Annotated in this window: 17 protein-coding genes; 13 read left to right on the top strand and 4 right to left on the bottom strand. The window is 61.8% G+C overall.

Annotated elements, in window-relative coordinates; all coding sequences use genetic code 11:
- Positions 1-142 precede the first annotated feature (142 nt).
- The 4 genes from J1G33_RS21575 (at position 143) to speA (ending at position 4,359) form a co-directional block, all read left to right on the top strand.
- A complete protein-coding gene (locus J1G33_RS21575) occupies positions 143-1,210 on the top strand; it encodes a DUF2333 family protein (protein WP_003188197.1) in 1,068 nt (355 codons plus the stop codon).
- A 2-nt stretch (positions 1,211-1,212) separates the two neighbouring features.
- Positions 1,213-1,749, top strand: coding sequence for an NUDIX hydrolase (locus tag J1G33_RS21570; protein ID WP_032878106.1), 537 nt, complete (start codon positions 1,213-1,215; stop codon positions 1,747-1,749).
- A gap of 182 nt (positions 1,750-1,931) precedes the next feature.
- Positions 1,932-2,303 (top strand): translation initiation factor Sui1, encoded by a 372-nt coding sequence (locus J1G33_RS21565; RefSeq protein WP_005784408.1) that lies wholly within the window; start codon positions 1,932-1,934, stop codon positions 2,301-2,303.
- Between the two features lie 142 nt (positions 2,304-2,445).
- Positions 2,446-4,359, top strand: coding sequence for an arginine decarboxylase (gene speA, locus J1G33_RS21560; RefSeq protein WP_005784410.1), 1,914 nt, complete (start codon positions 2,446-2,448; stop codon positions 4,357-4,359).
- A 111-nt stretch (positions 4,360-4,470) separates the two neighbouring features.
- Here the strand turns inward: speA and J1G33_RS21555 are convergent, their stop codons facing one another.
- Positions 4,471-5,814 carry an MATE family efflux transporter gene (locus J1G33_RS21555; RefSeq protein ID WP_223018711.1) on the bottom strand — a complete coding sequence of 448 codons (1,344 nt, stop codon included), beginning with the start codon at positions 5,812-5,814 and terminating at the stop codon, positions 4,471-4,473.
- A 298-nt stretch (positions 5,815-6,112) separates the two neighbouring features.
- On the opposite strand from J1G33_RS21555, the gene J1G33_RS21550 reads away from it, so the two are divergent.
- Entirely contained in the window at positions 6,113-11,011 is a 4,899-nt protein-coding gene (locus J1G33_RS21550) for an alpha-2-macroglobulin (protein WP_223018710.1), read from the top strand.
- A 138-nt stretch (positions 11,012-11,149) separates the two neighbouring features.
- Here the strand turns inward: J1G33_RS21550 and J1G33_RS21545 are convergent, their stop codons facing one another.
- The gene (locus J1G33_RS21545; RefSeq protein WP_032878103.1) at positions 11,150-11,440 is read right to left on the bottom strand and encodes a hypothetical protein; all 291 of its coding nucleotides are present in this window, start codon (positions 11,438-11,440) and stop codon (positions 11,150-11,152) included.
- A 99-nt stretch (positions 11,441-11,539) separates the two neighbouring features.
- On the opposite strand from J1G33_RS21545, the gene pbpC reads away from it, so the two are divergent.
- From pbpC to J1G33_RS21515, 6 genes are all read left to right on the top strand, one after another.
- Positions 11,540-13,870 carry a peptidoglycan glycosyltransferase PbpC gene (gene pbpC, locus J1G33_RS21540; RefSeq protein WP_223018709.1) on the top strand — a complete coding sequence of 777 codons (2,331 nt, stop codon included), beginning with the start codon at positions 11,540-11,542 and terminating at the stop codon, positions 13,868-13,870.
- Between the two features lie 161 nt (positions 13,871-14,031).
- On the top strand, positions 14,032-14,340 hold the full coding sequence (locus J1G33_RS21535) for a MazG-like family protein (protein ID WP_003188211.1): 309 nt from the start codon (positions 14,032-14,034) through the stop codon (positions 14,338-14,340).
- On the top strand, positions 14,333-15,082 hold the full coding sequence (locus tag J1G33_RS21530; protein WP_078820191.1) for a methyltransferase domain-containing protein: 750 nt from the start codon (positions 14,333-14,335) through the stop codon (positions 15,080-15,082). Before J1G33_RS21535 ends, J1G33_RS21530 begins: the two co-directional genes overlap by 8 nt.
- A 24-nt stretch (positions 15,083-15,106) precedes the next feature.
- Positions 15,107-15,709, top strand: a complete 603-nt coding sequence (locus J1G33_RS21525; RefSeq protein WP_032878100.1) for a DUF4136 domain-containing protein — start codon at positions 15,107-15,109, stop codon at positions 15,707-15,709.
- 44 nt (positions 15,710-15,753) lie between these two features.
- On the top strand, positions 15,754-16,311 hold the full coding sequence (locus J1G33_RS21520) for a DUF4136 domain-containing protein (RefSeq protein ID WP_032878099.1): 558 nt from the start codon (positions 15,754-15,756) through the stop codon (positions 16,309-16,311).
- A 128-nt stretch (positions 16,312-16,439) separates the two neighbouring features.
- Entirely contained in the window at positions 16,440-18,383 is a 1,944-nt protein-coding gene (locus J1G33_RS21515; RefSeq protein WP_223018708.1) for a pilus assembly protein TadG-related protein, read from the top strand.
- On the opposite strand, the gene J1G33_RS21510 is transcribed toward J1G33_RS21515, so the two are convergent.
- Together J1G33_RS21510 and J1G33_RS21505 are read right to left on the bottom strand one after the other, a co-directional pair.
- Positions 18,368-21,121 carry a PAS domain-containing sensor histidine kinase gene (locus J1G33_RS21510; protein ID WP_148854576.1) on the bottom strand — a complete coding sequence of 918 codons (2,754 nt, stop codon included), beginning with the start codon at positions 21,119-21,121 and terminating at the stop codon, positions 18,368-18,370. The two genes, J1G33_RS21515 and J1G33_RS21510, sit on opposite strands and share 16 nt — an antisense overlap.
- Complete coding sequence (locus tag J1G33_RS21505) at positions 21,118-21,555, bottom strand: TadE family protein (protein ID WP_032878095.1); 438 nt, start codon at positions 21,553-21,555, stop codon at positions 21,118-21,120. The genes J1G33_RS21510 and J1G33_RS21505 overlap by 4 nt, the downstream gene beginning before the upstream one ends.
- Positions 21,556-21,626: 71 nt before the next feature.
- Between J1G33_RS21505 and J1G33_RS21500 the strand changes: the two genes are divergently transcribed.
- Positions 21,627-22,076 (top strand): prepilin peptidase, encoded by a 450-nt coding sequence (locus tag J1G33_RS21500; protein WP_032878094.1) that lies wholly within the window; start codon positions 21,627-21,629, stop codon positions 22,074-22,076.
- Between the two features lie 123 nt (positions 22,077-22,199).
- A complete protein-coding gene (locus J1G33_RS21495) occupies positions 22,200-22,985 on the top strand; it encodes a response regulator transcription factor (protein WP_032878093.1) in 786 nt (261 codons plus the stop codon).
- Positions 22,986-22,988 lie beyond the last annotated feature (3 nt).

Below are 22,988 nucleotides of genomic sequence, written 5' to 3'. Positions count from 1 at the left end.
TATAGTCCAACCTTGCTTGTGCGCCACTTTCGCGTAAAAGCCCCGCAACGATGGGCACGATGGGGTAGGGTTGTGGTCGGAGTGTCTGAACGCACCCGGACAATTGACGTGCATGAACTCAAGTGATTGAAAGGATATCGCCATGCTGGACTGGAAAAACCGTGAAGGCAGTGCCAAAGGCCCCGCCCCTGAGCCCAAGTCGGCCAACCGCAGCTATTTTCGCAACTTGCTGATGAGCCGGGCTTTGCTCAGCATTATCGGCCTGTACCTGCTGGTCACCGGTGGCCTGGGTTGGTACTGGAGCCAGGAGCCGGCGCTGTTTCCGGTCCAGCAGAACGCCCAGCTTGCCGCCGAGAAGGAAGGCAAGCAGATGGTCGTGGGCTACACCACGGTCGAAACCCTCAAGACCGTGGTCGGCACCTTGCTGAACAAGCCTGGCGGCTACATCTCCAACGACCGTTTCCCGCCGGGCTTGTGGATGGACAACATGCCGAGCTGGGAATATGGCGTGCTGGTGCAGGTGCGTGACCTGACCCGCGCACTGCGCAAAGACTTCGCTCGCTCCCAGTCGCAGTCGGCTGAAGACGCGGACCTGGCCAAGGCCGAACCGCGGTTTAACTTCGATAACAAGAGCTGGGTGCTGCCTTCGAGCGAGTCGGAATACCAAGAAGGCATCAACTCCCTGAGCCGCTACGAAGCGCGCCTGTCTGACCCGAACCAGCGCGGCGCACTGTTTTACGCGCGTGCCGACAACCTGAACAACTGGCTGGGCGATGTGGCGACCCGTCTGGGCTCGCTGTCCCAGCGCCTGTCGGCCAGCGTCGGCCGCGTCAAACTGAACACCGCGCTTAAAACCGAGGCGCTGGCGCCGGGCGAAGTGCCGCAAGTCGATGAAGAAGTGGTGGAAACCCCATGGATGCAGATCGATAACGTGTTCTACGAAGCCCGTGGCCAGGCATGGGCCTTGTCCCATCTGCTGCGCGCCATCGAAGTCGACTTTGCCGACGTGCTGGCCAAGAAAAACGCCACCGTCAGCGTGCGCCAGATCATTCGTGAGCTGGAGGCCTCGCAGGAGCCGGTGTGGAGTCCTATGATTCTTAACGGCAGTGGCTTCGGGGTACTGGCGAACCATTCGTTGGTGATGGCCAACTATATTTCCCGGGCAAACGCTGCAGTGATCGACTTGCGTCAGCTCCTCAACCAGGGTTGATGATGGACGCTACTCAAAAGGAGGCCGAACACCGTGCGGCCTCCGATGCTGAACTGATCTGCTGGGTCGACGAGCAGGACAAGCTGCTCGGCCACCTGGTCAGGTCCGACCTGCGCCAGCGCGGCCTGATTGGCCGTTGCACCTTTATCTTTCTGTTCAATTCCAAGGGCGAGCTGTGTGTGCATCGGCGCACCTTGAGCAAGGCCCTGTATCCGGGGTTTTGGGATACGGCGGCTGGCGGTATGGTGGCGGCGGGGGAAAGCTATGCCCTGTCGGCACAGCGAGAATTGGCCGAAGAGCTGGGCGTAAGTGGAGTGGAGTTGGTCGAGCACGATCATTTTTACTTTGAAGATGGTGACAGCCGCCTGTGGTGCACTTCCTACTCTGCCGTATGGGACGGCCCGTTGTGTTTGCAGCCTGAAGAGGTCATGGAGGCACGCTTTCTGCCCCTCGAAACGGTGCTTGCCGAGGCCGAGCAAAAGCCCTATTGCCCGGATGCTCAGGAAGGTCTGCGGCGCTATCTCGCCTCACGTCGCTAAAGTTGCATAAATTGGCGCCATTTGGCTCTTAGCAACTTCGCTTTTTGCCGTTACACTGCGCGCCTTTTCACCCGAACCACATTAGCGGTTCGGTAGCGCTGCCCCTGCCTGAGTGGGGCTTCGCGGTCGGTCACCGCCCTTTGCGGCGCCGATCAGTCTTCATCCTCCCAAGAGGATTGCCGGTGGCCAAAAAAGCCGCATCCTTCGCCGCCCTTGGTGGCCTGGTATTTTCCACCGACGCAGGTCGACACTGCCCGGACTGTCGTCAGCCCGTGGATTCGTGTACCTGCAAACAGACCCTGATCCCCGAAGGTGATGGCATTGCCCGCGTACGCCGCGAGAGCAAAGGCCGTGGCGGCAAAACGGTGACCACCATCACCGGCGTGCCCCTGGCCGAAGATGCCCTCAAGGAGCTGGCCACCACGCTGAAAAAGCGCTGCGGCACCGGTGGTGCGTTGAAAGACGGGGTCATCGAGATTCAGGGTGATCACGTCGAACTGCTGTTGGCCGAGTTGATCAAGCTCGGTTACAAGGCCAAGAAGTCCGGCGGCTGAAAGCCTCTTCCCAACCTGTGGCTAAACTCTGTCCTGCGAGTGGGGTCTGACCTTCTTGCAGGCAAATCGTCATTTTCATTCTTTAGACTGCGCCAGCCTCCGCTTGAGGTGGCGCCTTCGCCTTCATTTATAGGGGACTTCGATGTCCGTACGACGCACACGCAAAGACGATGGCAGCCAATGGACAGTTGCGGACAGCCGCAGTGTTTACGGGATCCGCCATTGGGGGGCCGGTTATTTCGCGATCAATGAAGCCGGTCGCGTAGAAGTCCGCCCCAACGGTCCGAACAGCACGCCGGTCGATTTGTACGAGCAGGTCGATCAACTGCGTAAAAGCGGCCTGTCGTTGCCGCTGCTGGTGCGTTTCCCCGACATTCTGCAAGACCGTGTACGCCAACTCACCGGCGCCTTCGATTCGAATATCGAACGCCTGGAATACCAGAGCAAGTACACCGCGTTGTACCCGATCAAGGTGAACCAGCAGGAAGCGGTGATCGAGAACATCATCGCCACCCAGAACGTTTCCATCGGCCTGGAAGCGGGCTCCAAGCCCGAGCTGCTGGCCGTGTTGGCCCTGGCGCCGAAGGGTGGCACGATCGTCTGCAACGGTTACAAGGACCGCGAGTTCATCCGCCTGGCGTTGATGGGTCAGAAGCTTGGTCACAACGTATTTATCGTGATCGAGAAAGAATCCGAGGTCGGGCTGGTGATCGAAGAGGCCGCCAGCCTCAAGGTCAAGCCTCAGGTGGGTCTGCGTGTGCGCCTGTCTTCCCTGGCATCGAGCAAGTGGGCGGACACCGGTGGCGAGAAATCCAAGTTCGGCTTGTCGGCGGCGCAGTTGCTGTCGGTGGTCGAGCGTTTCCGCGCGGCCGGCCTGGACCAGGGCATCCGCCTGCTGCACTTCCACATGGGTTCGCAGATCGCCAACCTGGCCGACTACCAGCACGGGTTCAAGGAAGCTATTCGTTACTACGGCGAACTGCGCAACCTCGGCCTGCCGGTGGACCACATCGACGTCGGCGGCGGCCTGGGCGTGGACTACGACGGTACCCACTCGCGTAACGCCAGCTCGATCAACTACGACATGGACGACTACGCCGGCGTGGTCGTGGGCATGCTCAAGGAATTCTGCGATGCGCAGAGCCTGCCGCACCCGAACATCTTCTCTGAAAGCGGTCGCTCCCTGACCGCCCACCACGCCATGCTGGTGGTGCAAGTCACTGACGTCGAGAAGCACAACGACGAAATCCCGACCATTGAAAACAAGGAAAGCCTGCCGGAAACCGTGCAATGGCTGGTGGACCTGCTCGGCCCGACCGACATCGAAATGGTCACCGAAACCTACTGGCGCGCCACCCACTACATGAGCGACGTGGCCACCCAGTACGCCGACGGCAAACTGACCCTGGCCGAAAAAGCCCTGGCCGAACAGTGCTACTTCGCCGTGTGCCGCCGCCTGCACAACTCGTTGAAAGCCCGCCAGCGTTCGCATCGCCAGGTGCTGGACGAGCTCAACGACAAGTTGGCCGACAAGTACATCTGCAACTTCTCGGTGTTCCAGAGCCTGCCGGACACCTGGGCCATCGGCCAGGTCCTGCCGATCCTGCCGCTGCACCGCCTCGACGAAGAGCCGCTGCGCCGTGCCGTGCTGCAAGACCTGACCTGCGACTCCGACGGCAAGATCAAGCAGTACGTCGACGAGCAGAGCATCGAGACCAGCCTGCCGGTGCACGGCTTGAACGAAGGTGAAGACTACCTGCTGGGTATCTTCCTGGTCGGCGCGTATCAGGAGATCCTGGGCGACATGCACAACCTGTTCGGTGACACCGACTCGGTGAACATCTACCAGCGTGAAGACGGTTCGGTGTACAGCGCCGGGATCGAGACCCACGACACCATCGAAGACATGCTGCGCTATGTGCACTTGTCGCCGGAGGAGTTGATGACGCATTACCGCGACAAGTGTGCGAGTGCGAAGATCTCCGCGTCGGAGCGTACCCAGTTCCTGGATGCGTTGCGCCTGGGCTTGACCCGTTCTTCGTACCTGTCCTCGTAATATATGTGGGAGGGGGCTTGCTCCCGATAGCGGTGGATCAGTCAATGAGTCTGTTGACTGACACTCAGCTATCGGGAGCAAGCCCCCTCCCACATTTGGATCTGCATTCCTTCAGTTTGCTCCCAGCCACAGCCCTTGCCGATTCAAGCGCCAGGCTATCGCCCAGAGTGTCAGGCTGCGTACCGCCATGAACAGCAGGAAGGTTACCCACAGCCCGTGGTTACCCAACCCCTGCAACGCCCAGGCAATCGGCAGCACCAACAGCACCGTCAGCAACATCCCATTGCGCATCTCCCGCGCCCGCGTTGCGCCGATAAACAGTCCATCGAGCAAATAACTCCACACCGCTATCAACGGCAGTACCGCCAGGTAAGGCAGGTAGATGTCGGCGGTTTCGCGCACGCTGGGAATATCCGTTTGCATAGCGATAAACAGATGGCCGCCGAAGGTGAACAGCAGGGCGAAGCCGAGGCTGGCGATCAGTGACCAGCCGCAGGCAACCACCAGCGAGCGGCGCAACGCCTGGCGGTCACGGGCGCCAATGGCGTGCCCGCACAGGGCTTCGACGGCGTGAGCCAGGCCATCCAGCGCATGGGCCGTCAGCAACAGGCCATTGAGCAGCAGCGCATTGGCTGCAACGGTGGCGTCCCCCAGCCGTGCACCTTGCACCGTGATCATGAAGAACACCGACTGCAGGGCCAGGCTGCGGATAAAAATGTCGCGGTTGACCGCCAGCAACGGCCTCCAGCTTTGCCACAGTTTCAGTGCAGCCCAGGCGATATGGCCAGGGTAGGCGCGCAGGGCTTTTTGCGTAAGTGCCAGGCCGAGCAGCGCGCCGGTCCATTCAGCGATCACCGAGGCGCGGGCGGAGCCGACCACGCCCCAGTCCAGGCCGAGTACAAACCACAGGTTAAGCGCAATGTTGACCAGGTTGGTGGTCAGCAGAATCGCCAGCGGCGCCCGCGCATTCTGTGTGCCGAGGAACCAACCGACCAGCGCATAGCTGGCAAGGGCGGCGGGCAGGCCGAACAGGCGGGTGTGGAAGAATTCGCGGGTCAGTTGGTTCAGTTCAGGGGAGGGCTGCATCCATTCCAAAGCCAGATGGCTCAGGGGAATACCGACCGTGCCCAGTAACATCGCCAGCCCCAGCGCCAGCAGCAAGCCTTGCAACAGGATTTGCCGCAGCGCCGCGCCATCCTTGCGCCCGGCGGCCTGGGCGGCGAACCCGGTGGAGCCCATGCGCAGGAAACCCATGGCCCAGGCCAGAAAGGTATACAGGCTGGCACCGACGGCCACGGCGCCCAGTTGATGGGCGTGGGGCAGGTGGCCGATGACCATGCTGTCGACCAGGGCTACCAGCGGCACGGAGATATTCGACAGGATCATCGGCGCGGCCAGGGCCCAGACGCGGCGATGGGTGGGGCGGTGGCGCCAGTCGGCAAGCAGGGCGGTCATGAAGGCTCCTTGGTGGAGCGGGCATTGTACCCGTCCACCCATCACGCCGCAGATCCATGTGGGAGGGGGCTTGCCCCCGATTGCGGTGAATCGGCCAGGAATTTCTAACCTGATACACCGCCATCGGGAGCAAGCCCCCTCCCACATTTTGAACTGCATTGTTTGTGGGATTTGGTTTAGCCCGGAAGGCACCCAGAACCAAACTTCCCTCCGTCGGTCAATGTGACCGGCACCGCAGCAGCCAGCGCGGCGCTGATATATAGTTCACCCCTCGGTTCCCTCTGACTACGAGTGCCCCATGCTTAACAAAGGACTGTTCCTCGCTTGTGCGCTGGCCCTGCTGAGCGCCTGTGATTCTTCCGATAAGCCCGCTGCACCGACGGCACCCGCCGCGGCAAGCGTAGTGCCCAAACCCGCCAAGGCGGCGGTCGACGTGGCGGCGCTGAAGCAGCGCTATGCCGGGCGCGAGTTAAGCGTGGTGGACGTGTCCGAGGTGCAGTTGGACGGGGCCAGCACCTTGTCGGTGAGTTTTTCCATTCCTCTGGACCCGGATCAGAAGTTCGCCGACAAGCTGCACTTGGTGGACAGCAAGTCCGGCAAGGTCGATGGCGCCTGGGAGCTTTCCGATAACCTGATGGAGTTGCGCCTGCGCCACCTGGAGCCGCAGCGCAAGTTGGTGCTGACCGTGGACGCCGGGGTGAAGGCAGTCAACGGCAACACCCTCGCCGCCGAATACAGCGCCCGCCTGGAAACGCGCGACCTGCAAGCCACCGTCGGCTTTGCCAGCCGTGGCACGTTGCTGCCGACGCGCCTGGCCGAGGGCTTGCCGGTGATCGCGCTGAACGTCGACAAGATCGATGTTGAGTTCTTCCGCATCAAGCCCGAATCCCTGCCGTCGTTCCTGGCGCAGTGGGGGCGCAATACCAGTCTGCAAAGCTATGAGTCCCGTGAACTGCTGCCAATGGCCGAGCTGGTCTACGGTGGGCGTTTCGACCTGAACCCGGCACGCAACACTCGCGAAACCCTGCTGCTGCCGATTGCCGGCCTCAAGCAATTGCAGCAGCCGGGCGTGTACCTGGCGGTGATGCGTGCCTCGGGCACCTACAACTATTCGCAACCGGCCACGCTGTTTACCTTGAGTGACATCGGCCTGTCGGTGCACCGTTATGCCAATCGCCTGGATGTGTTTACCCAAGCGTTGGAAGGCGGCAAGGCACTGAACGGCGTCGAACTGGAAATCCTCGATGCCGAAGGCCGCGTACTCGGCCAGGGCAAGACTGAAGACGGTGGTCACGCCGAGCTGCCGCTGCCGAAAAAAGCCCAGGTGTTGCTGGCCAAACAAGGCGAGCAGACCAGCCTGTTGCGCCTGGACAGCGCCGCGCTGGATTTGGCCGAGTTCGATATCGGCGGGCAGCCGTCCCACCCGCTGCAGTTCTTTGTGTTCGGCCCGCGTGACCTGTATCGCCCTGGCGAAACCGTGCTGCTCAATGCGCTGTTGCGCGACAAGGATGGCAACGCGGTCAAACCGCAGCCGGTGAGCGTCGAGGTGCGTCGTCCGGATGAACAGGTGAGCCGCAAGTTTGTGTGGGATGCTGATGCCTCCGGCCTGTATCAATACGCGCTGCAACTGGCCGGCGAAGCACCGACCGGGCGCTGGCAGTTGGTATTTGACCTGGGTGACGGCAAGCCGCAACTGTATGAATTCCTCGTCGAAGACTTCCTGCCCGAACGCCTGGCACTGGAACTCAAGGGCAGTGAAACCGCACTGAGCCCGGCGGAGAACCCGGTCATTCAGGTCAATGGGCGCTATCTGTACGGCGCACCGGCTTCCGGCAATCGGGTCAGCGGCCAGGTCTATGTGCGCCCGCTGCGTGAGGCGGTCAAATCCTTGCCGGGGTACCAGTTCGGTTCCGTCACTGAAGAAGAGCTGAGCCAGGATTTCGAACTGGACGAAAGCGTACTCGACGCCAATGGCGAGCAAGCGCTGACCCTGGAAAGCAAATGGGCCGAGGCCAAATCTCCGTTGCAACTGATCGTGCAAGCCAGCCTGCAAGAGTCCGGCGGGCGGCCCATCACCCGACGCCTGGTGCAGCCGATCTGGCCGGCCGAGCAATTGCCGGGCCTGCGCGGGTTGTTTGACGGCAAGGAAACCAATGGCGATGGCCCGGTGGAATTCGAAGTGCTGGTGGCCAACCAGGACGGTCAGAAACTAGCTGCGCAAAACCTCAAGGTGCGCCTGGTGCGTGAGCGCCGTGACTACTACTGGAACTACTCGGAGAACGATGGCTGGAGCTATCACTTCAACGAGAAATTCCTCAACCTCGATGAGCAGAGCCTGAACATCAAGGCCGGCGACACCGCCAAGGTCAGCTTCCAGGTGGAGTGGGGCCCGTACCGTGTCGAGGTGGAAGACCCGCAGACCGGACTGGTCAGCAGCGTGCGCTTCTGGGCCGGCTACCAGGCCCAGGACAACACCGAAGGCGGCGCCGTGCGCCCCGACCAGGTCAAGCTGGCGTTGGATAAACCGGCCTATGGCGATGGCGACACCGCCAATGTCACCGTCACGCCACCGGCTGCCGGTAAAGGCTACCTCTTGGTGGAATCCGCCGAAGGCCCGCTGTGGTGGCAGGAGATCGACGTACCGGCCGAAGGCAAAAGCTTTGCGGTGAAGCTCGACCCGAAATGGTCGCGCCATGATCTGTATGTGAGCGCCCTGGTGATTCGCCCCGGCGAGCGCAAAGCCAATATCACCCCCAAACGTGCCGTGGGCCTGTTGCACCTGCCGCTGGATCGTACCCAGCGCAAACTCGGCCTGACCCTCACTGCACCGGAAAAAATGCGCCCCAAACAACCTCTGACGGTGAAGATCGCCGCCAAAAACGCCGATGGCAGCGTGCCCCAACAGGTGCATGTGCTGCTGGCGGCGGTGGATGTGGGCATCCTCAATATCACCGAATACCCCACGCCTGATCCGTATTCCAGCCTGTTCGGCCGCAAAGCCTATGGCGTCGACCAGTTCGACATCTACGGCCAGTTGATCGAAGCCGGCCAGGGGCGCCTCGCCAGCCTGGCATTTGGCGGTGACGCGGCGTTGGCCAAAGGCGGCAAGCGCCCGGACACCAGCGTGACCATCGTTGCCCTGCAAAGCGCGCCGGTGACCCTGAACGACAAAGGCGAGGGCGAAGTCAGCGTCAATATCCCCGACTTCAACGGCGAACTGCGCCTGATGGCCCAGGCCTGGAGCGATGATCGCTATGGCATGGCCGAGGGCAAGACGGTCATCGCCGCACCGCTGATTGCCGAACTCTCGGCGCCGCGCTTCCTGGCCGGAGGCGACCAGACCACCTTGGCCCTGGACCTCTCCAACCTGTCGGGCAAGGCGCAGAAACTCGATGTGCAATTGACCGCGCAAGGGCAGTTGGAACTGGTCAACGGCGGTGCGCAATCGGTTGAGCTCAAGCAAGGCCAGCGCACCACCCTGCGTATTCCGGTAAAAGCCTGGGGCGGTCTCGGCCAGGGCAAGGTCAAGGTCACCGTCAATGGCCTGGACCTGCCGGGGGAAAACCTGCCGCCGTTCAGCCGCGAATGGACCCTGGGCGTGCGCCCGGCGTACCCGGCCTTGCTCAAGCATTACCGCGCTGTGCTCAAGGATCAGCCGTGGAGCCTGCCGGCGGGCACGCTCGATCAGTTCGATGCCTCGGGGCGTGAGGCGCTGTTGAGCCTGTCGAGCCGGCCGCCGTTGAACCTTGGTGCACAGATCAGTGCGCTCAAGGCCTACCCCTATGGCTGCCTGGAACAAACCGCCAGCGGCTTGTACCCGTCGCTCTATGCCGATGATGCGCTGCTCAAGCGCCTGAGCATCAAGGGCGAACCGGATGCCGAACGCAAACGCAAGATCGAGTTGGGCATCGAACGCCTGCTGGGGATGCAGCGCTACAACGGCAGCTTTGGCTTGTGGGGCGCTGACGGCGAGGAAGAATATTGGCTGACCGCCTATGTCACCGACTTCCTGCTGCGCGCCCGCGACCAGGGGTTTGCCGTACCGCCTGAAGCCTTGAAGAAGGCCAGCGAGCGGTTGCTGCGGTATGTGCAGGAACGCAACCTGATTGAAGTCGACTACAGCGACAACGCCGAGCACACGCGTTTTGCCGTACAGGCCTACGCCGGCATGGTGCTGGCGCGCAGTCAGCAGGCGCCGTTGGGTGCCTTGCGCAGCCTGTTCGAACGCCGCAGTGATGCGCGCTCCGGCTTGCCATTGGTGCAGTTGGCCATCGCCTTGCAAAAAATGGGCGACCAGCCGCGTGCCGATCAAGCCTTGCTCGCCGGTTTGGCGGCGCAGCGCAGTGCCAAGGAATGGCTGGCCGACTACGGCAGCCCATTGCGCGATCAGGCGATGATCCTGGCGCTGCTGGAGGAAAACGACTTGGCCAAGGGCAAACGTGAAGAGCGCCTGTTTACCTTGTCGGACCAGTTGGCGGCCAGCCCGTATCTGTCGACTCAGGAGCGCAACTCGCTGTTCCTGGCCGGGCGGCTCGGCTTCGCCAAGCCCGAGGCTGACTGGCAGGTGTCGCTGACCGGCAGTGGCGGGGCGCGGGAGCTGAACAACCAGCAGTCCACGCTGCAACTGGATGAAAAGCTGCTATCAAGCGACCTGAGCCTGAGCAATCAGGGCCAGACCCCCGTTTACCAGCAGCTGACTATTTCAGGTTACCCACAACTGCCACCGGCAGCGGGCGGCGAGAACCTGAGCATTCGCCGCGAATACCTGGGCATGAACGGCCAGCCGTTGAACCTGCGCAGCCTCGACAGCGGCGACCTGGTGCTGGTGCACCTGGCCGTCAGTGCCAAGCAGCGCGTGCCGGATGCCCTGGTGGTAGACCTGCTGCCCGCCGGCCTGGAACTGGAAAACCAAAACCTGGCACAAAGCGCGGCGAGCCTGGAGAACGCCAGCAGCCAGGTGAAGGAGTGGCGCGAGTCGATGCAGAACGCATCGCTCAAGCATCAGGAGTTCAGGGATGATCGCTATGTGGCGGCGATGAACCTGGACGGCTACGGCACCACGCACTTGCTGTACCTGGCACGTGCGGTGACGCCTGGCACCTATCGCGTGCCGCCGCCGCAAGTGGAGTCGATGTATCGGCCGAACTGGCAGGCGGTGGGCGAGACGCCGGCGGATATGGTGATCAAGGGCCGCTGATCGCTGAAGTTGAAGTGGGGGGCTTTTGTGGGAGGGGGCTTGCTCCCGATAGCGGTGAATCAGTCACAACATCATTGGCTGACACTCAGCTATCGGGAGCAAGCCCCCTCCTACAAGGGATTGGGGCTGTCAGATAAATCAGTGCACAACCCAGCTCAGCAACCACAGGCCCAGCAGCAGCCAGATGATGCCCACGATGATCGAGGCCCGCATAAAGGCGCGTACCGCCGAGTACAAGAAGAGCAACCCGACGATCAGGGTGATGATGCTGATGATCGAGGTGTCCATGCCTAGCGCTCGAGACATCCCATCGACAAAGTTGCCGCCGGCGTTGGATAGCATATTGAACAGCCCACTGAAGAACTCGATGATGTAGTGGATGATCAAGCCGAGTGTGTTACCCAGCCATCCAAAAAAGTCTGCTTGCATAGGTGTGTCTCGATGAATAAGTGGACGAAATTGCCAGCACTGAGCCTTTTGTCGCGATGGGGCGTGGCTAGTTCCCTACAAGCATAGAGGTTTAGCCGCTTGAATTTGCGTTTTGTTGCCCGCTGGACCCTGGCGAGCCTGCTGTTGGTAATCGCCGTGCTATGGCTGGCCGATCGTATCTGGCCATTGCCCCTGCCCCAGGACGACCTGGCCCGTGTGGTGCTGGCCGAAGATGGCACGCCGCTGTGGCGATTTGCCGATGCCAACGGCGTATGGCGCTACCCGGTGCAGACGCGCGAGGTGTCGCCGTATTATCTCGACGCGCTGCTCACTTACGAAGACCGCTGGTTTTACCAACACCCCGGGGTAAACCCGCTAGCGCTGGTACGCGCGACCTGGCAAAACCTGACCGGTGCACGGGTGGTGTCCGGCGGCAGTACCTTGTCGATGCAGGTGGCGCGTTTGCTCGACCCGCATTCACGCACCCTGCATGGCAAGTTGCGTCAACTGTGGCGTACCGCGCAGTTAGAGTGGCACCTGTCCAAGGACGAAATCCTCAACCTTTACCTCAATCGTGCGCCCTTCGGCGGCACGCTGCAGGGCGTGGCAGCGGCGAGTTGGGCGTATCTGGGCAAGTCGCCCTCACAACTGACCCACGCCGAAGCCGCCTTGCTCGCGGTATTGCCCCAGGCGCCCAGTCGCTTGCGTCCGGACCGTCATCCGCAACGTGCCCAGGAGGCCCGCGACAAAGTGCTGCGCCGCCTCGCTGAATTCCAGGTGTGGCCGCAGCCTGCGGTTGATGAAGCCCGGGAAGAACCGCTGCTGCTCGCCCCGCGCCTGGAACCGAGCCTGGCGCCGTTGCTGGCGCGGCGTCTGAACCGCCCCGACAGCCCGCCGCTGATTCGCACCACCCTGGACGCCACCCTGCAACGCCGCCTCGAAGACCTCCTGTTGGGTTGGCGTGCACGCCTGCCGGAACACACCTCGGCAGCGATTCTGGTGGTGGAAGAGGAAAGCATGGCAGTGCGCGCCTACCTGGGCTCGGTGGATATCAACGACACCAAGCGTTTTGGCCACGTGGACATGATCAGTGCGCTGCGCTCGCCCGGTTCGACCCTGAAGCCTTTCCTGTATGGCATGGCGTTGGACGACGGCCTGATTCACTCCGAGTCCCTGTTGCAGGACGTGCCCCGGCGTTACGGCGATTATCGGCCGGGCAACTTTTCCATGGGCTTTACCGGGGCGGTGCCGGCGAGCACGGCGCTGTCCAGCTCGTTGAACCTGCCGGCGGTGCAACTGTTGGAAGCCTACGGGCCCAAGCGCTTTGCCGCACAGATGCGCATCGGCGGCATGCCGTTGGCGCTGCCGGCGCTGGCCGAGCCGAACCTGGCGCTGATCCTCGGCGGCGCGGGCAGTCGCCTGGAGGACCTGGTGAGCGGCTACAGCGCCTTGGCCCGTGATGGCAAAAGCGCGACGTTGCGACTACAGCCGGAGGACGCGCTCAGGGAGCGGCCTTTGCTGTCGCCGGGGGCTGCGTGGATTGTGCGGCGCATCCTCAGCGGCCAGGCACGGCCCGACCGCGACCCGCGTGCCGAGCTGGTGCAACGCCCGGTGCTGGCGTGGAAAACCGGCACCAGCTATGGCTTTCGCGATGCCTGGGCGATTGGCGTGGGCCCGCGTTATTTGATCGGCGTCTGGATTGGCAGGCCCGATGGCACACCCGTGCCGGGCCAGTTCGGCCTGGCGTCGGCGGCGCCGTTGATGCTGCAGGTGCATGACGTGCTGACCAACCGCGACAGCCAACGCGGCATCAGTGCTCCGGTCAAACCGGTGCCGGCGAATATCGGCGTGGCGGCAATCTGTTGGCCGCTGGGCCAGCCCATGGCCCGCAGTGACCCCAATTGCCGGCGCCAGCGGTTTGCCTGGACCCTGGACAACACTACGCCGCCTACCTTGCAGGCATTGGATCAACCCTTGAGCGTGGGGCTGATGGAGAGCATCTGGGTCAATGCCAAGGGCTTGCGGGTTGATGCCCATTGCCCTGGCGCGGTGCCGAGGCATATTGCCCTGTGGCCCGCGCCGCTGGAGCCCTGGTTGCCAAGGGTTGAGCGCCGTGAAGCGCGCATTCCTGCGCCTGACCCGGATTGCCCGCCACCGGCGCTGGCTGCGGCTTCGCCATTGTCCATTGTGGGCGTGCGCGAGGGCGACCAGTTGCGCCTGCCCGCGGCCAGCCAACAAGCCTTGCGCCTGAAAATCTCCGCGTTGGGCGGCAGCGGTCGGCGCTGGTGGTTTCTCAACGGCGCACCGTTGGGGGACAGCGCCAATCAGGACAGCATCAATGCCAGTTTTGAGCGGCTGGGGCGCTATCAGCTCAGCGTGTTGGATGAGGCCGGGCAAACTGCGAGGCTTGAGTTTAGCGTGGTTGATTAGGGCCTCATCGGGGGCAAGCCCCCTCCCACATTTTGAAATGTGTTCACAAATCAGAGTATGGGAGGGGGCTTGCTCCCGATAGCGCCCTTGAGAACCCCCCCGCTATTCACTTGCCTTCAATCCCCATCCCCCTGAAGCTATACCCATTCAGGAGCCCCCCAATGAACCTCGAACACCTCACCGAACGCCTGCACCGCATCCGCGATACCAACGACTGGAAGCAGTTCCACAGCCCGAAAAACCTGGCCATGGCCGCCAGTGTGGAAATGGCCGAACTGGTGGAAATCTTCCAATGGCTTACTGAAGACCAATCCCGCCAGCTTCCCGCCGATAAACTCGCCCATGCGGGCCAGGAAGTCGGTGACATCGTGCTGTACCTGCTGTTGCTGTGCAGTGAGCTGGGCCTGGACATGAATGAAGTGGTGCGTGCCAAGTTGGCCGACAGCGAGCGGCGGTTTGCCCATGAGTGATCGTCATTTCGACCAGTTGGCCACGCGTTTTGCCGAGAAAATCTATGGCGGCGCCAAGGGCGCGATTCGCCTGGCGGTGCTTCAGGCTGACTTGCTTGAAGCGTTGCCTGATCGTCCGTTGCGCGTGCTGGATATCGGCGCGGGCCTGGGGCATATGTCGCTGTGGCTGGCCGAGCGCGGCCACCAGGTGACCTTGGCTGAACCCGCTGAGCCGATGCTCGACGGTGCGCGCCAACGTTTTGCCGACGCCGGCCAAAGTGCGACGTTTATTCATGCGCCATGGCAAGACTTGCTCGGCCAACTCACCGAGCCTTACGATCTGGTGCTGTGCCACGCGGTGTTGGAATGGTTGGCCGAACCCCATGCCATCCTGCCGGTGCTGCATCAGTTGACGCTGCCCGGCGGCTGGTTGTCCCTGGCTTTCTACAACCGCGATGCGTTGATTTACCGCAACCTGCTCAAAGGCCACTTTCGCAAAATGCGCAAGAACGACATGGCCGGTGAAAAGCAGAGCCTCACGCCGCAGCAACCGCTCGACCCTCGGGAATTGGCGGCGCAACTCGAAGGGTTGTGGCAGGTCGAAAGCCAGAGTGGGGTGCGGGTGTTTCACGACTACATGCCGATGGAATTCCAGGCCCGCGCCGATTTGCAGGACTTGTTGGAGATGGAGCTCGCTCATCGTCGTCACCCAAGCTTTGCCGGGCTTGGGCGTTATTTGCACTGGATCTGCCGTCCGGTTTAAGCGGCCCAGTCTGCGGAGGTCGAAATGCGTCGTCTCGGTTTAATCCTGTTATCCCTGGGGCTGGGGGCGTGCTCCAGCCCCAACCCTTACGTCGCCGCTTCAGCGCCGATGCCGCCGGCTCCGGCGCAGGCGGCCACGACCTTTGATGCCAGCGCCTATCCGGCACCAGTACGCGACTATGGCGCCTATCGCAGTTGGGGCTGGCTCAACGGCCAACTGCCGGCGGGTACGGCCTGGGCCGATTCGGCACAGATTGCCGAGGCGGTCAGCGGCGCCCTCGACCAGCGCGGCCTGCGCCCCTTGCATGACAACCGTGTGCCCGACCTGCTGGTGAGTGCCGATGTGCGCCTGGAGAAGCGCCTGCGCCAGGTCCAGGACGATTACGGGTATGGCTACAGTGGCTACAACCGCTATGGCAACGGTTATGGCATGTACAACACAGTGCCTGTGGTACGCACCTATGAAGTGACGGTGGCGGTGGCGCGCATCAGCCTGTTCGACGCCCGCACCCGCCAACCGGTGTGGAGCACCAGCGCAGAAACCACCAGCCAGGGCAGCCTGAGTGAGCGCGCCGATAGCTTGCGCAAGGCGATGCAGAAGGCAATGGCTGCCTATCCGCCCAGTTAGCAGCTATTCTCATTTCAGGTTCATGTCGTTTTCTGGAGAACATCATGTTGGGTCGCATCGCTGCACTTGCTGTTGTTGTGTTGCTGGGCGGTTGCCAGAGCAACCAGGTCAACCACGATTTCGACGCCAGCCGCGACTTTGGCGCCTACCGCAATTGGGCCTGGAAAGACCCGGCGTTGCAGTACCGCCCCGATGACCCGCGGATCAAGAGCGACCTTACCGAGCAGCGCATCCGCCAGGCCGTGGGCGAGCAACTCGACCAACGCGGCCTGCGCCCGGCAGCGGCAGGTACCAAGGCCGACCTGAATGTACAGGCGTACCTGATCGTCGAAGACCGCCAGCAACAAGTCACCACCAACTACGGCGGCGCCTGGGGCGGCCCATGGAATGGCTACTGGGGCGCGCCGATGTACAACGAAACGCGCAACATCACCTATAAAGTGGCGACCATCCAGATCGACCTGCTCGACGGCAAGGACGGCAAACTGGTGTGGCGCGGCAGCGACGAGCAAATGATGGCCAGCACGCCTAATCCGGAAGATCGCAGCAAGGCCATCCGCAGTACGGTGACCAAAATCCTTTCCAACTATCCTCCGCACTAATCAACATCGGATAACTAATGTGGGAGGGAAACTTTTATCAGTCGTCAATGTGGCGAGTTGCCAGCAACCTGCCTGTCCCTTGTCTACACTCCAGTGCAACCCCGGTGAGTTAGCGCAGGAGTGCTTCGATGTCTCCCCGATTCGGTTCCAGGCAGCGTGGGGCAATAGGCTTGATGGCGGCAGGCACCTTGGCCTTGGCCCTGGTGTTTACGTTGCTGGCGGTCGACAGCGGGCGTCTGTATCTGGAAAAGCGCAAGCTGCAGTCCGTCGCCGATACTTCGGCGCTGGAAGCGGCCGGCCTCGGTGGTCAGTGCGGCGCCAACACCACGGCCAACGCCTACGCCACGCAAAACGCTGCGCGCAATGGTTTTGTGGTCGGCAATGGCCGCACCTTGGCCGTAACGTGCGGGACCCTGGCCACCAACGCCCTGAACACTCGGGTGTTTACCGCCGATGCCACCAAGAGCGACGCGATCCGCGTGGTGGCTTCGCGCACGGTGATGAGCAGCATCGCCAACGGTCTGTGGAACCTCTTTAGTGGCGCGCCGATCACCGCGCAAATCAACCTGAGCGCCACCGCTGTCGCGGCGACGCCTCCTCCGGTAGCGCAGTTGTCGATCCGCAGCAGCCTGGCCAGTGTCGATTCGAGCAAGTCGCCAATACTGAACCTGGTCATCGGCAACCTGCTGGGGGGCAACCTGTCGCTCACGGCAGCCGGTTGGAACGGCTTGTTGCAGACCAACGTCAACCTGCTCAGTTATCTGGACCAGTTAGCGATCGACTTGCAGGTAAAGGCTGGAGACTACGATGCATTACTTAACACCGCCGTCTCCGCTACCCAGTTGATCGATGCCGCCGTCCAGGTCTTGCAGAAAAACGGTGCGGCAGTCACGTCGGTGATCAATGACGTGATTTCTATTGAAGCGATTGCGCCTAATTCCAAGCTGTTGACGGTGGGGGACCTGATCGACATCGCCACTGGCACGCCGACGGCGGCGCTCAATACCAATGTGCAACTGTTTCAGTTGCTCGAAGCGGTGGCGCAGTTGTCCAGCAGCAAGAATGCCGTGAGTGCGGCGGCGCAAATCGCTATTCCGCTGGTGGGCAACGTTTCGATCCAGACCAAAGTCATTGAGCCGCCGCAGTTGTCGGCCATTGGCAATCCGGCATTGGCGAAGAAGGGCTTATTGAATGTCCCTCCGACCGATCAGATTTTTGTGCGTACTGCGCAAGTGCGCACATTGGTGACCGTACAGGCGCCGATTATCAAGGCCGTGTCCGGCGTGGCTTCCATATTGACGGGGCTGGGTACGCCGGTGTCTCAAGTGGTCAAGGGCTTGTTGAACCTCAACCTGCCGGCAGTGGTGGGAGGGGTGCTATGCCTGGTGGCCTGCAATGTGGCTGATGTTGATGTTACGACGTCGCTGGCCATTTACATTGAAGCCGGCAGCGCGCAAACCCATGTCACGGACTTCAATTGCGACTCGCCGGCCTCCAAATCCTTGACGGTGAAAACCACTACGTCCCTGGCTACCCTGGCGGTTGGTACGGTGGATCCGGTAGCGGCTTTTTCTTCATCCGCACCTGTCAATGTGCAGCCTGTCAGGCTGATCGATTTTGGCGAGCGCTACTGTGTTGTCCTGACGCTGTTGTGCAGCCCCACCCGTACACCCAATGTGGGGGGCGGTTTGCTGTTGAAGGCCAACTCCACCATTGCCGCGCAAACCAGCACGATGGTGTTTTCGCCGGTTGCCGAGATGAATGCGCCGCCGACCTATAAGTTCGCGCCGGGCACAGCCAATATCGTCGGTAGCCTGGCGGCGACTTTAAATGGCTTGCAGGTGACTTACGCACCGCCCAGCGGCAGCGTATCCAACGGTGCGCTGGCTGGCGTCGCCGGGCTGCTGGCGACAATCACCACGGCGGTGGTGGGGCTGATCCAGAACGTGCTGTCGCCGATCCTTGATCCCATCGTCAACACGTTGCTCAGTGCCTTGGGCATCAACTTGGGCAACGCCGAAGTTGGCGCCAACCTCACCTGCCATATGGGCCGGGCTTACCTGGTGATCTGATCCTGGACGATGGGCAGTTCTACGCAGAATTTCGCTCCCGCCTCGCCATTGCTGACGCTCAGGCGCCCGCCCATGTTTTCTACAATCCCATAGCTCACCGAGAGCCCCAGCCCGGTGCCTACGCCGATTGGCTTGGTGGTAAAGAACGGCTCGAAAATCCGTTCCAGCAAGCGCGGGTCAATGCCGCCTGCGTTGTCTTCGACCCAGATGCGTACATGGTGGCGGTCATGCTCGCTGTACAGGGCAATCCAGGGGCGCAGTGCGGGATTCTTTTCGCGCTGGCTGAGCAGCGCGTCGCGGGCGTTGACCATCAGGTTGATCAGCACCTGTTCCAACTGATCGACGTAGCCTTTGACCTGCACCGCAAAGTCCGCAGGTGTGATGCGCACTTCCACACCTTTGCCACGCAAGCCTTCGCTGAGCAACGCCAGGGTGCCTTCCAGCGCTTGCGCCGGGTCGAACGGTTGCTGCTCGATTTCCGAGCGACGGCCGAACACGCGCATGTGGTCGACCACCCGGGCTGCGCGTTGCACCTGGGCGTCGATGCGCTGGAGTTTTTCGGTGAGATAGTCGATTTGCACATCGCCATTGCCCAGGCGCTTGAGCACGTTGACGACGGCCATATGCATTACGTTCAGCGGCTGGTTGATCTCATGGGCCAGGCCGGTAGCCATTTCGCCGAGGGTGGCCATTTTGGCGCTTTGGGTCAGTTGTTGTTGTGAGCGGCGCACTTCAGTGTTGTCGCGGCCCACGGCTTGCACTTCCACCAGGGTGCCTTGCTGATCAAACACGCCACGGTCGGACCACACCCACCAGGCATGTTCGCGTCCGGGCAGTTGCAGGCTGATCTCGGCGGTGCTGACCGGGAATTCGGGGGTCAATCGCGCGATGCGTTGCACAAAGGACGCGCGCTGTTCATCCGACAGCCATTGGCCTAGGTCAATGCCCGGCAATTGGGCGGGCTGGCATTCCAGGTAGTTGGCCAGCGGCGTGTTGCCGAAGGTCAGGATCAGGTCGGGCCGGTAGCGGCAGATCATTGCCGGTGAGTCTTCCACCAGGATGCGGTAGCGCTCCTCACTCTGGCGCACTTGCTCAGCCGCCAGGGTCGCTTCGGTCACGTCCAGCCACAGGCCCACGGCTTCCACCGGCAGGCCGAGGTCATCGCGCAACAGCTTGGCTTCGTCGAGCAGCCAGTGGTAATGGCCTTGTTTATCGCGCAACCGGTAGCGGCTGCGCACGGTGCCTTCGCGCAGCAGTTGGCGGGTGCGTTCAAAGTAGAGTTCGCGGTCGTCGGGGTGGATCAGCGTTGCCAGGGTGTCGTGGTTGCACTCGGCCAAGGTCCAGCCCAGCAGCGGTAACAGGCTGGCGCTGAAAAACGCCGGGTGCAGCGCGCCGTTGACGTAGCGCTGTACATAGATCACCGCCGGTGAGCTGGCAATCAGGTTGTCCAGGCGCGCATGGGCGGAGGCGGCTTGCAGTTGCTGGTTCTTGATGTCGCTGATGTCGAGCATGAAGCCGATCCAGCGCCGCTCACTGCCCACGCCCAGCACTTGCCCCTGTATGCGATACCAGAGCGGCGCCTGCTCGGCCTGTGTGCGTTGCAGGCGTACGCTGGTCAGCAACGGCTTGCCCAGGGCTTGCAGATCTTGCAGGCGGCTATTGAGGGCTTGGCGGTCGGCGGGGTGGATCAATCCGAGCCAGGTGTCGAGGGCCTGGCGGGTGGGGCCGTCCTCCTGGCTCAGGTTGCGCAGCAGTTGTGGCGCCAGCTGGATCTCTTGGGTGGCGGGCAACAGTTCCCACCAGCCGGTGCCGAGCAGGCCCTGCAAGGCTTCCACCCGTTCCAGTTGTTGGTGGTGGCGCTGTTCACGCAGGCGGCTCAGCAGTGGCGCGGCGAGGGCGGCGCACAGGGTGAGCCAGTCACGTTCGCGGGTGTGATCCACCTGGCCGTCGTAGCAGCCACACAACAACCAGGCCGCCACGCCGTGGCTGTCGCGGTAGGGCACCAGCAATCCGCCGGCATTACCGAAGATGCTGTGCAGGCGCGGGTTCTCGCTGCGGCCCAGGGCAATGTCCAGGTTCAGAGGCATGTTGCCGTTCAGGCTGTCGAGGCTGGTGCCAAGATGTTGCCCGGTTTGCCACAGGGCCGGGGCATCATGGGCGGCGTATTGGCTGTAGATGCGCCAACCCTGATCGTCTTCGTCGAGCAGCGCCATCGCTACGCAAGGTATGCGCCAGCGCTGGGCCACGCTGCGCAGGTGCTCGTTGAACACCTGTGGCAGGCGGTTGAAGCTGCACACGCGCAGTTGTTCGCTCATCAGGCTAGCGAGTTGATGGTTCTGTTCGCGCTGTTGCATCCGTGCCCGGTCGGCCAGCAGGTCGGTGACATCCAGCAGACGCAGGGCCCAGCCGTCGCCCTCTGGCTCAACCCAGCCGCGGGTGTGCAGAACCAGGCCGGCGGCACCCTGAAAGTCCAGGTCCAGACCCTGTCGTTGCCATTGCGGCGGTGCACCTTCGACACTCAGCGCGCTGCTTGGGCACAGCAATGTGCGCAACGGCGGGTTGGGCGTGTTGACCAGGTGTTGGTCGAGCAGAGGCCGCAGGCTACCGGCAATGCTTAGCACTTGGCCCAGGTTGTCCAGTTGCAACTGCAGGCCCGGCGCAGGCGTTGCCGGGGCATCCAGGGCCAAGGCGCTGCTGCGCCCGCGCAGGCGTGCGAACAATTTATCCCCCGTCGTCAAAATTGAAGGCTCGAGGTAGCGGTCAGGTTGGTGGGCAGGTTCGGAACGGTGCCAACGCCAGGCAATACCAGGGCCGGCAATACCGCTTTGATGTTGGCTGATGGATAAGTGATTTTCACCGTCAGCAAGTTATTGGTGTAAGTGGCGGTGATGTAGCCGGGCAAAAAATTCAAGGAGCCGGGGATCCAGTTCAACTGCGCCTGGGCTGCATCTTTGGCGCGCTGCACAACCAAAGCCGAATAGCCTGCGGTGCCTGGGTCCAGTGACACACTGCGGCGCACGCCTTCTGCCGCCGCCTGGTGGAACGACTGCATCAGCAGCAGCGGCAAGCTGTAGCTGAGGAGGCCGTAGAACACCGCAAAGAAGATTACGAAGACCAAGGCAAACTCGATCGCCGCCGCACCTTTTTGCTTTCTCGGGAGGCCTGATTTCATGACTGCGTCTACCCTGAGGCGAGTACCTGATATCAGCATAGAATCATTCGGCAAAAAGGGATGTTTTTTACGTGATCCAGAATGTAGTGATATTGCTGTGGTTGGGGCTGTGCGCTTTACAGGATATGCGTGAGCGGCAAATTGCTAATACGCTGACCCTGGGCGTCGGATTACTGGCGTTGATCTACCTGCTGTGGACCGGCTCGACGTGGCTCGGTGCTCCACGCAGCGATGGCGGCCTGGCCCTGGTGCTGGCGCTCGCCCTGACCCTGCCGGGTTATGCGTTGGGCCGCTTCGGCGCCGGGGATGTGAAGTTGTTGGCAGCCCTGGGCCTGGCCTCCAATACCGAGTATCTGCTGGGGTCTCTGATTGGCGCGGGCATCGCCATGGTGGCTTGGGCACTTATGCATCAAGGGCTTAGCTCAAGCCATGTAGAGCGGGACGCGCAGGTGTCAACAAAACAGCCTTTTGCACCCTTTGTTCTGACAGGTTATGCCGCCTGCTGGCTTTGGATCCACTAGTCGTTCGAGTTGATTAGTCGTATGTACATAGTCAGAAAGTACGTCTACGTTTAATGAGTGGTTGTGGGATTTTTCGTCAGAAAGGATAGGTCACCTTTTGGCTTGCCAGGCATGGAGTAGCGCGTGAACAAGCTTACATCTGCAGTAAAAGTGCTCGTAGTCGACGACCAACCGTTAATCGTAGAGGAGCTCTGTGAATTTCTTGAAAGCAGCGGGTACCGTTGTGTCCCGTGCGAGTCCAGCAAACAAGCTATAGAGCGTTTCAGCGAAGACCCTCTGATCGGCCTGGTGCTGTGCGATCTGCATATGCCGGACATGGATGGCATCGAACTGGTTCAGGCGTTGCAACGCGTCGCCGGCAAGCATCGTGCATTTGAAGCGATCATGCTCACCGGGCGCGCCGACAAGCAGGATGTGATCAAGGCCCTGCGTGCAGGGATCGCCGATTACTACCAGAAACCGATCAACCTGGATGAACTGCTCGAAGGCCTCAAGCGCCAGGAAGCGGCATTGGAGGAGCGGCAAAAGGACCTGCAACTGGGTACGCTTAACCAGAAGTTGCAGTACCTGTCCGAATCCATCAATGACTTGTATATGGACCTGGACAAGGTGCGGCGCAACCCGGCGCCCAAGGCCAGCGACGGCGAGGCGATGGCTGACGAAGCCGGGCCAGTGGAAATCCCGGCGATCTTCAATCAGTTGTCTCCGCGCCAGTTGGACGTGGCGCGCCTGGTCGGCAAGGGGCAGACCAACTACCAGATTGCCTGTGAACTGGGGATCACCGAGAACACGGTCAAGCTGTATGTGTCCCAGGTGCTGCGCCTGACCCATATGCACAATCGCACACAGTTGGCGCTGGCGTTGTCACCGAGCAACTCGGCGATGGGCCAGCGGGTGACGGCGCACTGAAAG

It is taken from the genome of Pseudomonas sp. P867, from assembly GCF_019891455.1.
Lineage (GTDB): Bacteria > Pseudomonadota > Gammaproteobacteria > Pseudomonadales > Pseudomonadaceae > Aquipseudomonas > Aquipseudomonas synxantha_A.
The sequence above is the reverse complement of the archived record's forward strand: the minus strand, read 5'-3'. Positions and strand labels throughout refer to the sequence as shown.

Coding starts and splice junctions, on each gene's coding strand:
- J1G33_RS21575 (WP_003188197.1), top strand. CDS start 143: ATGCTGGACTGGAAAAACCGTGAAGGCAGTGCCAAAGGCCCCGCCCCT.
- J1G33_RS21570 (WP_032878106.1), top strand. CDS start 1,213: ATGGACGCTACTCAAAAGGAGGCCGAACACCGTGCGGCCTCCGATGCT.
- speA (WP_005784410.1), top strand. CDS start 2,446: ATGTCCGTACGACGCACACGCAAAGACGATGGCAGCCAATGGACAGTT.
- J1G33_RS21555 (WP_223018711.1), bottom strand. CDS start 5,814: ATGACCGCCCTGCTTGCCGACTGGCGCCACCGCCCCACCCATCGCCGC.
- J1G33_RS21550 (WP_223018710.1), top strand. CDS start 6,113: ATGCTTAACAAAGGACTGTTCCTCGCTTGTGCGCTGGCCCTGCTGAGC.
- J1G33_RS21545 (WP_032878103.1), bottom strand. CDS start 11,440: ATGCAAGCAGACTTTTTTGGATGGCTGGGTAACACACTCGGCTTGATC.
- J1G33_RS21535 (WP_003188211.1), top strand. CDS start 14,032: ATGAACCTCGAACACCTCACCGAACGCCTGCACCGCATCCGCGATACC.
- J1G33_RS21530 (WP_078820191.1), top strand. CDS start 14,333: ATGAGTGATCGTCATTTCGACCAGTTGGCCACGCGTTTTGCCGAGAAA.
- J1G33_RS21525 (WP_032878100.1), top strand. CDS start 15,107: ATGCGTCGTCTCGGTTTAATCCTGTTATCCCTGGGGCTGGGGGCGTGC.
- J1G33_RS21520 (WP_032878099.1), top strand. CDS start 15,754: ATGTTGGGTCGCATCGCTGCACTTGCTGTTGTTGTGTTGCTGGGCGGT.
- J1G33_RS21515 (WP_223018708.1), top strand. CDS start 16,440: ATGTCTCCCCGATTCGGTTCCAGGCAGCGTGGGGCAATAGGCTTGATG.
- J1G33_RS21505 (WP_032878095.1), bottom strand. CDS start 21,555: ATGAAATCAGGCCTCCCGAGAAAGCAAAAAGGTGCGGCGGCGATCGAG.